Annotated in this window: 13 protein-coding genes; 10 read left to right on the forward strand and 3 right to left on the reverse strand. The window is 75.2% G+C overall.

The features are described 5' to 3' along the window. Positions 1–23 precede the first annotated feature (23 nt). Both GCU56_RS16950 and GCU56_RS16955 read right to left on the reverse strand, forming a co-directional pair. Positions 24–401, reverse strand: a complete 378-nt coding sequence (locus GCU56_RS16950) for an FKBP-type peptidyl-prolyl cis-trans isomerase (protein ID WP_163482923.1) — start codon at positions 399–401, stop codon at positions 24–26. 89 nt (positions 402–490) lie between these two features. Continuing rightward, the gene (locus GCU56_RS16955) at positions 491–1,786 is read right to left on the reverse strand and encodes an MFS transporter (protein WP_163482924.1); all 1,296 of its coding nucleotides are present in this window, start codon (positions 1,784–1,786) and stop codon (positions 491–493) included. A 124-nt stretch (positions 1,787–1,910) separates the two neighbouring features. Between GCU56_RS16955 and GCU56_RS16960 the strand changes: the two genes are divergently transcribed. The 4 genes from GCU56_RS16960 (at position 1,911) to GCU56_RS16975 (ending at position 5,921) form a co-directional block, all read left to right on the forward strand. Further along, the gene (locus tag GCU56_RS16960) at positions 1,911–2,306 is read left to right on the forward strand and encodes a VOC family protein (protein ID WP_163482925.1); all 396 of its coding nucleotides are present in this window, start codon (positions 1,911–1,913) and stop codon (positions 2,304–2,306) included. 22 nt (positions 2,307–2,328) lie between these two features. Further along, a complete protein-coding gene (locus GCU56_RS16965; protein WP_345771890.1) occupies positions 2,329–4,038 on the forward strand; it encodes a glycoside hydrolase family 13 protein in 1,710 nt (569 codons plus the stop codon). A 93-nt stretch (positions 4,039–4,131) separates the two neighbouring features. Then, positions 4,132–5,187, forward strand: coding sequence for a MerR family transcriptional regulator (locus GCU56_RS16970; RefSeq protein ID WP_204332286.1), 1,056 nt, complete (start codon positions 4,132–4,134; stop codon positions 5,185–5,187). Between the two features lie 53 nt (positions 5,188–5,240). Continuing rightward, on the forward strand, positions 5,241–5,921 hold the full coding sequence (locus GCU56_RS16975; RefSeq protein WP_163482927.1) for an NUDIX domain-containing protein: 681 nt from the start codon (positions 5,241–5,243) through the stop codon (positions 5,919–5,921). 5 nt (positions 5,922–5,926) lie between these two features. Here the strand turns inward: GCU56_RS16975 and GCU56_RS16980 are convergent, their stop codons facing one another. Further along, positions 5,927–7,927 (reverse strand): acetoacetate--CoA ligase, encoded by a 2,001-nt coding sequence (locus GCU56_RS16980; RefSeq protein WP_163482928.1) that lies wholly within the window; start codon positions 7,925–7,927, stop codon positions 5,927–5,929. 100 nt (positions 7,928–8,027) lie between these two features. Here GCU56_RS16980 and GCU56_RS16985 point away from each other — a divergent pair, with 100 nt between their 5' ends. The 6 genes from GCU56_RS16985 (at position 8,028) to GCU56_RS17010 (ending at position 12,745) form a co-directional block, all read left to right on the forward strand. Further along, positions 8,028–8,429, forward strand: coding sequence for a DUF2237 family protein (locus GCU56_RS16985; RefSeq protein ID WP_163482929.1), 402 nt, complete (start codon positions 8,028–8,030; stop codon positions 8,427–8,429). A gap of 43 nt (positions 8,430–8,472) precedes the next feature. Beyond that, positions 8,473–8,967, forward strand: coding sequence for a glutathione peroxidase (locus tag GCU56_RS16990; protein ID WP_163482930.1), 495 nt, complete (start codon positions 8,473–8,475; stop codon positions 8,965–8,967). After that, positions 8,964–9,689 carry a mycothiol-dependent nitroreductase Rv2466c family protein gene (locus GCU56_RS16995; protein WP_163482931.1) on the forward strand — a complete coding sequence of 242 codons (726 nt, stop codon included), beginning with the start codon at positions 8,964–8,966 and terminating at the stop codon, positions 9,687–9,689. Before GCU56_RS16990 ends, GCU56_RS16995 begins: the two co-directional genes overlap by 4 nt. 76 nt (positions 9,690–9,765) lie before the next feature. Continuing rightward, entirely contained in the window at positions 9,766–10,848 is a 1,083-nt protein-coding gene (locus GCU56_RS17000) for a FecCD family ABC transporter permease (protein WP_345771891.1), read from the forward strand. Beyond that, positions 10,845–11,924 (forward strand): iron chelate uptake ABC transporter family permease subunit, encoded by a 1,080-nt coding sequence (locus tag GCU56_RS17005; protein WP_163482932.1) that lies wholly within the window; start codon positions 10,845–10,847, stop codon positions 11,922–11,924. The genes GCU56_RS17000 and GCU56_RS17005 overlap by 4 nt, the downstream gene beginning before the upstream one ends. Beyond that, positions 11,921–12,745: an ATP-binding cassette domain-containing protein gene (locus GCU56_RS17010; protein WP_163482933.1), complete on the forward strand. Its 825-nt coding sequence runs from the start codon at positions 11,921–11,923 to the stop codon at positions 12,743–12,745. The genes GCU56_RS17005 and GCU56_RS17010 overlap by 4 nt, the downstream gene beginning before the upstream one ends. Positions 12,746–12,780: the final 35 nt, after the last annotated feature.

Consider the following 12,780-nt stretch of genomic DNA (forward strand, 5'->3'; position numbering starts at 1 on the left):
GCGCGGTCAGGAGGACCGGGACGTCACCGCACGCCGACGAGGTCGACGACGAAGACCAGCGTCGCACCGGGCTGGATGACGCCGCCGGCGCCGCGGTCGCCGTAGGCCTTGTGCGGGGGGATGGTCAGCCGGCGGCGACCGCCGACCCGCATCCCGGCCATGCCCTCGTCCCAGCCCTGGATGACCATGCCGACGCCGAGCCGGAACTCCAGCGGGTCGCCGCGGTCCCACGAGGCGTCGAACTGCTCGCCACCCTCGTGCGTGACGCCGACGTAGTGGGCGCTCACCAGGTCCCCGGCCTTCGCCTCCGGACCGTCGCCGACCACCAGGTCCTCGATCACGAGGTCGTCGGGTGCCGGGCCGGTGGGCGGCTCGACCTCGGGACGGGTCAGTTCGGCCACGGTGCTCCCTCCTCGCACCGGGCAGGTCCCGGCGCCGTCGCTCCATCCAAGCAGCGGCCGGCGGACGATGCAGGCGCAGCCGGCCGGGGTCAGACCCGGTCGAGCGCCGCACCCGGCGCCGGCGCCGCGGCCCCGGCGTCGAGCGGGTGCGCAATCTCGTCGGCCGGCATCCGCGCCGCCAGGACCGCCACCGCCGCCAGGAGCGGAGGTGCGAGCCCGGCCACGAGGAACACCGCGGAGGACCCGATCAGCTCGCTGACCGGGCCGGCCAGCGCCATCGACAGCGGCATGAGGCTGAGCGAGACGAAGAAGTCGAGGCTCGAGACGCGCCCCAGCAGGGCCGGCGGTACCCGTCGCTGGAGCAGGGTGCCCCAGATGACGGTCCCGGCCTCGAACGCCGCCCCGATCAGGGCGCCGGCCGCGATCATCAGCGCCAGGTCCGTGGAGAGGCCGAAGACGACCATCGGCACGCAGCCCAGCCCCCACAGCGCGACCATCACGGTGAGGTACCGGCGGGGCAGCCGCAGCGAAGCGACGACGAGGGAGCCGATCGCCCCGCCCACCCCGAACGCGGCCAGGACGTAGGCGTGCTGCGTCGGCCCGCCGCCCGCGTCGCGGATGGCGAACGGGACCAGGACCTCGAGCGGCCCGAGCAGCGCCAGCACCATCAGGGACGCGAACAGCAGCGTCGCGAGCAGCCAGGGCGTGCGCACCATGTAGGCGAAGCCCTCGCGCAGGTCGGTCAGCACCCCGGTCGCCGGCGTGCCGTCATCGGCACGCTCCCGCCGGACGGGCGTGACCGGCAGGGCGACGACGTTCGCGGCGGCGAGCAGGGAGGCCAGCGCGGTCGCGGCCAGCGCGACGCCGGGCGAGAGCGCGGCGACGAGGAACCCGGCGGCGGCCGGGCCGGCGGCGTTCTGCAGCAGCGGACGGACGGCGCCCTCCAAGCCGTTGGCCGCCAGGAGGTCCCCCTCCGGGACGAGGGCGGGCAGCTGCGCCGAGTAGGCGGGGTAGTACAGCCCGATCGCCAGCCCCACGGCCAGGGCGGCCGCCGCCAGCTGCCACAGGGTCAGGACGCCGGCCAGCGACAGGACGGCGACGACGGCGACGGCCCCCGCCTGGACCAGGGCCACCGCGAGCAGGAGGTACCACTGCGGGACCCGGTCGGCGAGCACGCCGCCGACGAGGGTGCTGGCCAGCATGCCGCCGGCGGACAGGCCGGTGACCAGCGAGAGGGCGGCCGGGCCCCCGCCGAGGGCCACCACCTGCCACACCACGGCGACGGCCCACAGCCCGGCGCTGAACAGCGACAGCGCCATGGACGCCGCCAGCAGCCGGTAGTGCCGGTGCCGCAGCGGCGCGAGTGCGCGCGGCAGCGCGGTCATGGCGGGGCCTCCTCGTCGGTCGGGACACCGCTCATGGTCGGCGAGGGGTACGACCGGACGCACCCGATTTGCCGTGGCGCACGGGGGTGGCTCCCGTGCGCCGCTCCCGCTACGGTCCGGCGTCGTGATCGACCACCTCGCCCTCCAGGTCGCGGACGTCGCCGCGACCGCCGCCTTCTACACCCGGGTGTTCGCGCCGGCCGGGGTGCGCGAGGCCATGCGCTACGACACCCCCGGCGGGCCGGTCGTGGGGCTCTGCGGCCCCGACGGGCACCCGCGGCTGTGGCTCGGCCCGCTCGCCGAGGGCACCGACCGCCCGGTGCACCTGGCCGTCGTGGCCCCCTCCCCCGAGGCGGTCGACGAGGTGTTCGCCCTCGCCCGGGAGCAGGGGGTGGAGCTGCTGCACGAGCCGCGGGTGTGGCCGGAGTACCACCCCGGCTACTACGGCGCGTTCTTCCGCGACCCCGACGGCAACAACGTGGAGGCGGTGCACCACACCTTCCCGACCGGCCCCGCCTGACCGGATGGGCGAGGGTGGGCGGGTGACTCCCGAGCAACCCCCGTGGTGGACCCGCGCCGTCGTCTACCAGATCTACCCGCGCTCGTTCATGGACTCCGACGGCGACGGGATCGGCGACCTCGGTGGTGTCCTGCAGCGCCTGGACCACCTGTCCGACCTGGGCGTCGACGTCCTCTGGCTCTCCCCGGTCTACCCCTCGCCGCAGGCCGACAACGGCTACGACATCAGCGACTACCAGGACGTCGACCCGCTGTTCGGCAGCCTGGCCCAGCTCGACGAGCTGATCGCCGAGCTGCACGGGCGCGGCATGAAGCTGGTCATGGACCTGGTGGTCAACCACACCAGCGACCAGCACCCGTGGTTCCGGGAGAGCCGCTCGTCGCCGGACTCGCCCAAGCGCGACTGGTACTGGTGGCGGCCACCCCGGGCCGGCCTGCCGGCGGGCGCCCCGGGAGCGGAGCCGACCAACTGGCACTCGTTCTTCTCCGGCCCCACGTGGACGCTCGACGAGGCCGGCGGCGAGTACTTCCTGCACCTGTTCGACCGCAGGCAGCCGGACCTGAACTGGGAGAACCCGGAGGTCCGGCACGCGGTGTACGCGATGATGCGGTGGTGGCTCGACCGCGGGGTCGACGGGTTCCGCATGGACGTCATCAACCTGATCAGCAAGGACGTCGGCCCGGACGGCGAGCTGCGCGACGGCCCACCGCTGCCGGGGCTGCCCTACGGCGACGCCACGACCTCGGTCGTGTGCGGGCCCCGGAGCCACGAGTTCCTCCAGGAGATGCACCGCGAGGTGTTCGACGGTCGCCGGGAGTCGCTGCTGCTGGTCGGCGAGATGCCCGGGGTGACGGTCGAGGAGGCGCGGCTGTTCACCGACCCGGCGCGGGCCGAGGTGGACATGGTGTTCCAGTTCGAGCACGTCGGCCTGGACTTCACGGGCTCCAAGTTCTCCCCCCGTCCGCTGCGGCTGACCGACCTCAAGGCCTCGTTCGGGCGCTGGCAGGCCGGGCTGGCCGACGTCGGCTGGAACTCCCTCTACTGGGACAACCACGACCAGCCGCGGGCGGTGTCCCGGTTCGGCGACGACTCGCCCCGGTACCGCCGCGACTCGGCGACGTGCCTGGCCACGCTGCTGCACCTGCACCGGGGGACGCCCTACGTCTACCAGGGGGAGGAGCTCGGGATGGCCAACACCCGGTTCGACGGCCTGGACGACTTCCGGGACGTCGAGTCGCTCAACCACCACGCGCAGGCGGTCGCCCACGGGGAGGACCCGGACACCGTGCTCGCGGCGATGCGGCGGATGAGCCGGGACAACGCGCGGACACCGGTGCAGTGGGACGCCGGCCCGACCGCCGGCTTCACCACCGGGACGCCGTGGATCGCGGTGAACCCGGACGCCGCCGAGTGGAACGCCGCTGCCCAGCGGGACGACCCGCACTCGGTGCTCGCCCACCACCGGCGGCTGGTCGCGCTGCGGCACGCCGACCCGGTGGTCGCGCTCGGGGACTTCACCATGCTGCTCCCCCACCACGAGTCGGTGTACGCGTTCACCCGCAGCCTGGACGGGTCGACGCTGCTCGTGGTCTGCAACGTCAGCGCGCACGAGTACCGGCTCGGTGAGCTGCTCCCCGAGATGGGCGGCGGCGAACTGGTGCTGGGCAACCTGGCCGTCGAGGACCCCGCCGTCCTGCGGCCGTGGGAAGCCCGCGTCCTGCGCGTGGGCTGACCGGGAGCCGGCGCACCTCGCGCACGCCGCCGGGACGACACGCGCCTCGTGACGGTCGACCCTCGACCTGGTCGAGACGGCACGGTCGTCCCCGTGGAGGAACACGTGCGCGGGATCGGTCAGATGGCCCGGGAGTCCGGGCTGACGGTGAGCGCCCTGCGGTTCTACGACGGTGCCGGCGTCCTGGTGCCGGCCTCCGTGGACCCGCGGAGCAGCTACCGCCGGTACAGCGACGACCAGGTGCCGGTCGCCCGCCTCATCGCCCGCTTGCGGCGGGTCGGGATGCCGCTCGCCGACATCTGCCGGGTCCTCGAGCACCGCCGGGACCGCTCGGTGGTGGACGAGGTCCTCGGGGCGCACCTGACCCGCCTCGAGGACGGTCTGGCCGACGCGCGCCGGGAGCTCCGCCACGCCCGAGCCCTGCTCGACCAGGAGCAGCCCGTGACGACCGTCGTCCGCACCACCGCCACCGACCTCGCCGCCGCCCTGCGCGCCGTGCGCTTCGCCGTCGGCAGCGATCCGGCACTGCCCATGCTCACCGGCGTGCTGCTCGACGTCGACGACTCGTCGGCACGGGTCGTGGCCAGCGACCGCTACCGCCTCGCCGTCTCCGAACTGGCCGGCGCGGCGGTGGCCGGACCCGCGGTCGGCGCCCTCGTCCCGGTCGCGCTGGTCGACGAGGTGCTCGGCACGCTCGGGGACGACGGTCCCGTGACGATCCGGGTGGAGGGCGCACGGATCGCCGTCGAGGCCCCGGACGCGATGCTGAGCGGTCGGCTCGTGGACCACGACTTCCCCGACTACCGGCGACTGCTGCGCCCCTCGGCCGCCCACCGCGTGGACGTCGACGTCGAGCGGTTCCGCGCCGAGCTGACCGCCGCGCCCACCCGCCAGGTGCCGGGGCCGCCCGGCGAGCCGGCCCAGACGGTGTCGGTCCTGACGCTCGATGCGCGCGGCGAGCTCGGCTCCACCGGCGCGGACGGCGTCGTCGCGGTGGGCGTGGCCCGGGAGTTCCTGCTCGAGGCGCTCGACGCCGGGACCGCCGGCCAGCTCGTCCTGGAGCTCGACGGCCCGATCGCGCCGCTCGCGCTCCGGGACCCCTCCCGGCCCGGGGACGTCAGCATGCTGATGCCGATCCGCCTGCCGTAGCCCTCCGCCGTCGTCACCGGCGAGGGAGCAGCCGCACCGGCCATGATGGGCCGGTGGGCATCCCCGGCATCGACGTCCCCGACCACCGCGGCCGCACCGGGCTGGACCAGGTGGGCCGCGACCTCACCGGCAACCCCGACGTCGTCGTCAGGGACGTGGAGCTGCTCGCCAGCGGCTGGCACGTGCTCCGCCGCACCAGCCTGGAGCGGCGGCGCAGCGACGGCCGGTGGGTCACCGAGCAGCGGGAGACCTACGACCGCGGTAACGGCGCGACGCTGCTCCCCTACGACCTCGAGCGGCGGACGGTCCTGCTCACCCGGCAGTTCCGTTACCCCGTCTACGTCAACGGCCATCCCGACGGGCTGCTGCTGGAGGCCGCGGCCGGGCTGCTCGACGACGACGGCGCGGAGGTCGCCATCCGGCGGGAGGCCGAGGAGGAACTCGGCGTCTCGCTCGGCGCGGTGCAGCACGTGTTCGACGTGTTCATGAGCCCGGGCTCGGTGACCGAACGGCTGCACTTCTTCGCCGCCCCCTACGTCCCGGCCGACCGGACGAGCGCCGGCGGCGGGCTCGAGGAGGAGGGCGAGGACATCGAGGTCGTCGAACTGGCCTTCGACGACGCGCTCGACATGGTCGACGACGGCCGGATCGCCGACGCGAAGACGATCATGCTGCTCCAGTGGGCCGCCCTGCGCGGCCCCTTCCGCCCCCGAGCGGACCCGTCGCAGCGCTGAACCCCCTACCGGGCCGCCCGGCGCTCGGCCAGCCGCACGAAGTGGTCGACGAGTGAGGCGTCGTCGACGGCTCCGGTGTTGACCGCCTTGGCGGGGTCGACGCCCTGGAACAGCCGCTTGAGCGGCACCTCCAGCCGCTTGCCGGTTCGGGTGTGCGGCACCCCGGGGACAGCGATCACCTCGTCGGGCACGTGCCGCGGGCTGGCCTGGGTGCGGATCGCCGTCCGGATCCGGTCGACGAGCTCGTCGGTGAGCTCCTCCCCCGGCGCGAGCTGCACGAACAACGGCATCCAGTAGCCGCCGTCGCGCTGTTCGACCCCGAGGACGACGCAGTCGCGCACGGCCGGGATCGACTCGACGGCGGCGTAGATGTCGGCGGTGCCCATGCGCACGCCGCCGCGGTTGAGGGTGGAGTCCGACCGGCCGGTGATCAGGCAGGTGCCGCGCTCGGTGACCTCCATCCAGTCCCCGTGCCGCCAGACGCCCGGCCACGGCTCGAAGTAGGACTCGCGGTAGCGCTGCCCGTCGGGGTCGTTCCAGAAGTACAGGGGCATCGTCGGCATGGGCTCGGTGACCACCAGCTCGCCGAGCTCGCCGACGACCGGCCGCCCCTGCTCGTCCCAGGCCGCCGCTGCCACACCGAGCATCGGCCGCTGCAGCTCGCCCGCGGTGACCGGCAGGAGCGGCGAGCTGCCCACGAAGCCGGTGGCCACGTCGGTGCCCCCGGAGAGCGAGCCCAGGAACACGTCGGGCTTGACCGCGTCGTACACCCAGCTGAACGTCGAGGTGGGCAACGGCGAGCCGGTGGAGCCCAGGTACCGCAGCGCCGACAGGTCGTGGGTCTCCCCCGGCCGGATGCCGGCCTTCTCGCAGGCGGTGAGGTAGCCCGCGCTGGTGCCGAGGTACGTCAGCCCGGTGCGCGCGGCGAGGGCGAACTGGGCGTCGACCGACGGGTACGCCGGTGCACCGTCGTGCACGACGACGGTGGCGCCGGACAGCAGCGCGGACGTGGCGATGTTCCACATGATCCAGGCGGTGGAGGCGTACCAGTAGAAGCGGTCGCCGGGGCCGACGTCGCCGTGCAGGGCCAGCTGCTTGTGCTGCTCGAGGGTGATCCCGCCGTGGCCGTGCACGATCCCCTTGGGCAGGCCGGTGGTGCCCGAGGAGTAGACGATCCACAGCGGGGCGTCGAAGGCGACCTGGTCGAACCGGGGCTCCTGCCCGTCCGCGACCGCCTCGGCCCAGGGCATGGCGTCCGCCGGGGTCTCGCCGGGGAACAGCCGCGGGACGGCGATCGCGGTCGTCACCGTCGGCAGCGCCCCGCGCAGCTCGGTGACGACGTCCCGCCGGTCGTACTCCTTGCCGTTGAACCGGTACCCGTCGACGGCGACGAGCACCGTCGGCTCGATCTGGGCGAACCGGTCGAGCACCGCGCGGGTGCCGAAGTCGGGGGCGCAGGAGGACCAGACCGCGCCGAGCGCCGCCGTCCCCAGGAAGGCCACCACCGCCTCGGGGACGTTCGGCAGGTAGCCGGCGACCCGGTCGCCGCGCCGCACGCCGAGCCGGCGGAGCGTGGCGGCGAAGGCGCCCACCTGGGCCCGCAGCGACGCCCAGCTCACCTCGACCGGATCGGTGTCCTCGGCGACGGCGACCAGCGCCGGCGAGTCCGCGGGCACCGTGCCGTCGGCCCCCGCCCGGAGCGCCTGCTCGGCGTAGTTGAGCGTCGCGCCGGGGAACCAGACCGCGCCCGGCATCTCCCGCCGGGCAAGGACGTCGCCGTCCGGCACCCCGGGCAGCACGCCGGACCAGTCGGCCACCTCGGCCCAGAACTGGTCGAGGTGCTCGACCGACCAGCGCCAGATCGCGTCGTAGTCCGGCGGGTCGCCGAGGTCCAGACCGCGCCGCTGCGCGACCCGTGCGGCGAACTGGCCGAGGCGCGTCGCCCGCATCGACTCGGGAGTCGGCCGCCAGAGGACCACGGGTTCGTCAGGCGTGTCAGCGCTCACACCGGCACCCTGCCATCCCGTCCGGCCGGACGCCGCCGTGCACCTCCTGGGACCGGGTCCACGACCAGCGCGCAGCCCCGGGGCGCGGCACGATGCAGGGGTGACCGACCCCGGCGGCCAGCGCAACGTCCTCGGCAGCCCGCTGCAGCCCTGCGGCACCGAGCCGGTGACCGGCTTCTACCGCGACGGGTCCTGCACCAGCGGCCCTGACGACCTGGGCAACCACACCGTGTGCGCCGTGGTGTCGGCCGAGTTCCTGGAGCTGCAGCGCGAGCTGGGCAACGACCTCTCCACCCCACGGCCCGAGTACGGCTTCCCCGGTCTGGCGCCCGGGGACCGGTGGTGCGTCGTCGCCGTCCGCTGGCTGCAGGCCTACCAGGCCGGCGCCGCGGCCGGCGTCGTCCTGGCCGCCACGAACGCCCGCGCCCTGGAGGTGGTCCCCCTCGAGGCGCTGCGCCAGCACGCGGTCGACGTCCCCGACGACCTCAGCGGACTGACCTGAGCCGGTCTGCCATGCCCGACGCGACAGAGAGGAACGAGCGACCATGAGCGACCTCCTGGACCTGCCGGTGACCACCCTCCAGGGCGAGGAGACGACCCTCGGGGAACTGACCCGGGGCGGCCCCGCCCTGCTGGTCAACGTGGCCAGCCGCTGCGGCCTCACGCCCCAGTACGCTCAGCTGGAGGGGCTCCAGCGCGAGTACGGCGACCGCGGCTTCACCGTCGTGGGGGTGCCGTGCAACCAGTTCGCCGGCCAGGAGCCCGGCACCGCCGAGGAGATCGCCGGTTTCTGCTCGGCGACCTACGGCGTCACCTTCCCGATGACGGAGAAGGTGGAGGTCAACGGGCCGGGCGCGCACCCGCTGTTCCAGCGGCTGACCGCGGCCCCCGACGCGACCGGCGCGGCCGGGGACGTGCAGTGGAACTTCGAGAAGTGGCTGCTGTCGGCGGACGGCGAGGTGGTGGCCCGCTTCCGGCCACCGACCCAGCCCGACGCCCCCGAGGTCCGCCACGCGATCGAGTCGGCCCTGACCTCGTGACCGGGCCGGACCCCGACCTGCACTTCTGGTTCGACCCGGTCTGCCCCTTCGCCTGGCTGACCGGACAGTGGGTGCGGACCGTGGCCGCGCAGCGGGAGTACACCGTCCAGTGGCGGCTGATCTCGCTGCGGCTGCTCAACGCGCACGTCGACTACGCCGCCCAGTTCCCCCCGGAGTACGAGGCCGGGCACACCGCCGGCCTGCGACTGCTCCGGGTGGCCGCGCGCACCCGCGCGGAGCACGGCCCGGACGCCCTCGGTCCGCTGTACGAGGCGCTGGGCCGGGAGATCCACGAGGACCCCGCCGGCGGCCCGCCGCCCGAGCGCGGCGGCAGCCGGGAGTTCGCCGCGCAGGCGCTCGCCGCGGCGGGGTTGCCGACGGAGCCGGCGGCGGCCGTGGACGACCCGTCGTGGGACGCCGACGTCCGGGCCGACACCGACGCCGCCCTGCAGCTCACCGGCAAGGACGTCGGGACGCCGATCCTGCACTTCCGGCCGCCGGACGGCGCCGCCTTCTTCGGCCCGGTCATCAGCCGCCTGCCCGACCCCGAGCACGCCGTCGCGCTGTGGGACCACGTCGTCGCCCTCGCTGCCTTCCCGGGGTTCGCCGAGCTCAAGCGCAGCCTGCGCGAGCGGCCGCAGCTGCCCACGTCCGGGGCACGCCCGGACGACGTCGGCGTGGTCGAGGACTGGCACGGGGGCAGCCGCCGCCAGCACCGCTGACCCGCCGGCTGCCGCCGGCCGGGACGGACAACTAAGGTGAGCCTGACCTACCTAGCCGTCCGCCCGGGAGCCGCTCGTGTCCTCGTCGACCGACGCCGCGCCCGGAGCCGCCGGGACGGCGGCCCCAGCGGCCGGCGGTGATCGGGTCCGCCCCCGCCGCGGTGCCCGGCCCGCGGCCCTGCTGCTGGCCGGACTGGTCGTCCTGGTCGCCGTCACCGCCGCGCTCAGCATCGCCGTGGGGACCCGCTCCATCGGGCTCGGCACGGTGTGGCAGGCGCTGACCGACCCGGGCCTCGCGTCCGAGGAGGCGGTGATCGTCCGCGAGCTCCGGCTGCCCCGCACCGCACTGGGGCTGATGGTCGGTCTCGCGCTGGGCGTGGCCGGGGCGCTCACCCAGGGCCACACCCGCAACCCGCTCGGGGATCCCGGCCTGCTCGGCGTCACCGCCGGCGCCTCACTCGGCGTCGTGCTCGCCATCTGGCTGCTGGGCGTCGGCACCCCGGCCGGCTACGTCTGGTTCGCCTTCGCCGGGGCGCTGCTGGGCACGGTGCTGGTCTTCACGCTGGGCTCGCTCGGTCGCGGCGGGGCCACGCCCGTGACGCTGGCCCTGGCCGGAGCCGCCCTCTCCGCGCTGTTCTTCGCGCTGGTGCGCGCCATCCTGGTGTCGGACACCGACAGCCTGGACAGCTTCCGCTTCTGGGTGGTCGGCGCGCTGGCCGGCCGGGACGCCGACGTCGCCTGGCAGGTCGCCCCCTTTCTCGCCGCCGGCCTGCTGCTCGCGCTGCTCAACGCCCCCGCCCTGGACCTGCTCGGCCTCGGGGAGGACGTCGCCCGCGGCCTGGGCCAGCGGATCTGGCTGGCCCGCCTCGTCGGTCTGGCCGCGGTCACCCTGCTCTGCGGCGCGGCGACCGCCGCCTGCGGGCCGATCGCCTTCGTCGGGCTGGTGGTCCCGCACGTGGTGCGGTCGGTCACCGGGCCGGCGCACCGCTGGCTCGTCCCGTGCTCGGCGCTGGCCGGCGCGGCTCTCCTGCTCGCCGCCGACGTCATCGGGCGCGTGGTCGCCCGTCCCGGTGAGCTGCAGGTCGGCATCGTGCTCGCCCTGCTCGGGGCGCCGTTCTTCATCGCCCTGGTCCGCCGCCGCCGGCTGGCCGGCCTGTGAGCACCACCGCGCCGGAGCGCCCGGGGACGCGCGGACGGGCCGTCGTCCGGCTGGGTCCGGCCTCCGGGCGGCTGCGCTGGCGGCAGGTGCTGGTCCCGGCGACCGTCGCGGTGGCCGTCGTGCTGCTCGGCGCGGTCGGCCTCGGCCGCGGCGACTTCCCCATCGGCGTGGGCGACGTGCTGCGGACGCTGGTCGGGCTCGGCGAGGACCGCCAGCGCTTCATCGTCCTGGAGCTCCGGGCGCCGCGGATCGTCGTCGGCGCCCTCGTCGGCCTGGCGCTCGGTCTGGCCGGCGCGCTGTTCCAGACCTTCGCGCGCAACCCGCTGGCCTCCCCCGACGTCCTGGGCATCACCCAGGGCGCGTCGGTGGGCGCGGTCGCGGCGATCGTCCTCGGCGGGACGTCGGGGGTCGGCGGGCTGCTGGGCGGGCTCGGCGTCCCCCTCGCGGCGCTGGCCGGCGCCCTGGCCACCGGGCTGCTGCTGTTCGTCCTCGCCTGGCGGGCCGGCATCGACGGCTACCGGCTGGTGCTCGTCGGCATCGCGCTGTGGGCGGTGGCCTCCGCGCTGACCGACTGGCTGCTCACCCGCGCGGAGGTCTTCGACGCCACCGCGGCCTACGTCTGGATCACCGGGTCGCTCAACGCCCGCACCTGGGACCAGGCCGTTCCTCTCGCGGCCTCCCTCGCCGTCCTGGTCCCCGCCGCGCTGGCCACCAGCCGGTCGCTCGGCGTGCTGCAGTTCGGCGACGACACCGCGCGCGGCCTGGGCGTGCGGCTCGTGCGGGCCCAGACCGGGGTGGTGCTCATCGCCGTGGGCCTGACCGCGGCGGCGGTGGCGGCGGCCGGCCCGATCGCCTTCGTCGCGCTGATCGTGCCGCAGATCGCCGTCCGGCTGACCGGGGGCTCCCGGCCGCCGCTGCTCACCTCGGGGCTGCTGGGTGCGGCCCTGGTGATCGGCGCGGACCTGCTGACCCGCACGGTGCTGCCCACGGCGCTGCCCGTCGGCATCCTCACCGCCGCCGTCGGTGCCCCGTACCTGCTCTGGCTCCTCGTCCGCGGAAGGCGGTCCACCTCGTGACCTCGCTCCTCGACCCCGTCGCGGACGGGGCCGGACCGGTCCGTCTCGCCGCCGAGTCGGTCAGCCTCGCCTACGACGACCGCGTGGTCGTCCGTGACCTGGACCTCCAGCTCACCGAGGGGTCGTTGACCGTGATCGTCGGGCCGAACGGGTGCGGCAAGTCCACCCTCCTGCGCGCCCTCGGCCGGCTGCTCCGGCCGGCCCGCGGGCAGGTCACCCTCGACGGCCGGGCCATCCAGCAGACCCCCACCCGCGAGGTGGCGAAGGTCCTCGGCCTGCTGCCCCAGGCGCCGGTGGCGCCCGAGGGGCTCACGGTGGCCGACCTGGTCGCCCGGGGGCGGCACCCGCACCAGACGTGGCTGCGGCAGTGGTCGCGCAGCGACGAGTCCGCCGTCGCCGAGGCGCTGGCCTGGACGGACCTGACCGAGCTGGCCGACCGCCCGGTGGACGAGCTGTCGGGCGGGCAGCGGCAGCGGGCGTGGATCTCGATGGCGCTGGCGCAGGGCACCGACCTGCTGCTGCTCGACGAGCCGACGACCTACCTGGACCTGTCCCACCAGATCGACGTCCTCGACCTCGTCGAGCGGCTGCACACCGAGCGCGGCCGCACCGTCGTGGTGGTGCTGCACGACCTCAACCTGGCCGCCCGCTACGCCCAGCGACTGGTCGCCATGAAGGACGGCGTCCTGGTCGCGTCGGGCACGCCGGCCGAGGTGCTCACCGAGGACCTGCTCGCCGAGGTGTTCGAGCTGGAGGCGAGGGTGGTGCCCGACCCGGTCGCCGGGACGCCGATGGTCGTGCCGGTGCGCCGCCTCCGCTGAGGAGATCCCCCTGCCCCCGCCACCCGCGAGCTCGC

It is taken from the genome of Geodermatophilus sabuli (assembly GCF_010686765.1).
GTDB classification, from domain to species: Bacteria; Actinomycetota; Actinomycetes; order Mycobacteriales; family Geodermatophilaceae; genus Geodermatophilus; species Geodermatophilus sabuli_A.

Excerpts from the sequence above, each read along its gene's own strand:
- GCU56_RS16955 (WP_163482924.1), bottom strand. The coding sequence starts at position 1,786 with ATGACCGCGCTGCCGCGCGCACTCGCGCCGCTGCGGCACCGGCACTAC.
- GCU56_RS16990 (WP_163482930.1), top strand. The coding sequence starts at position 8,473 with ATGAGCGACCTCCTGGACCTGCCGGTGACCACCCTCCAGGGCGAGGAG.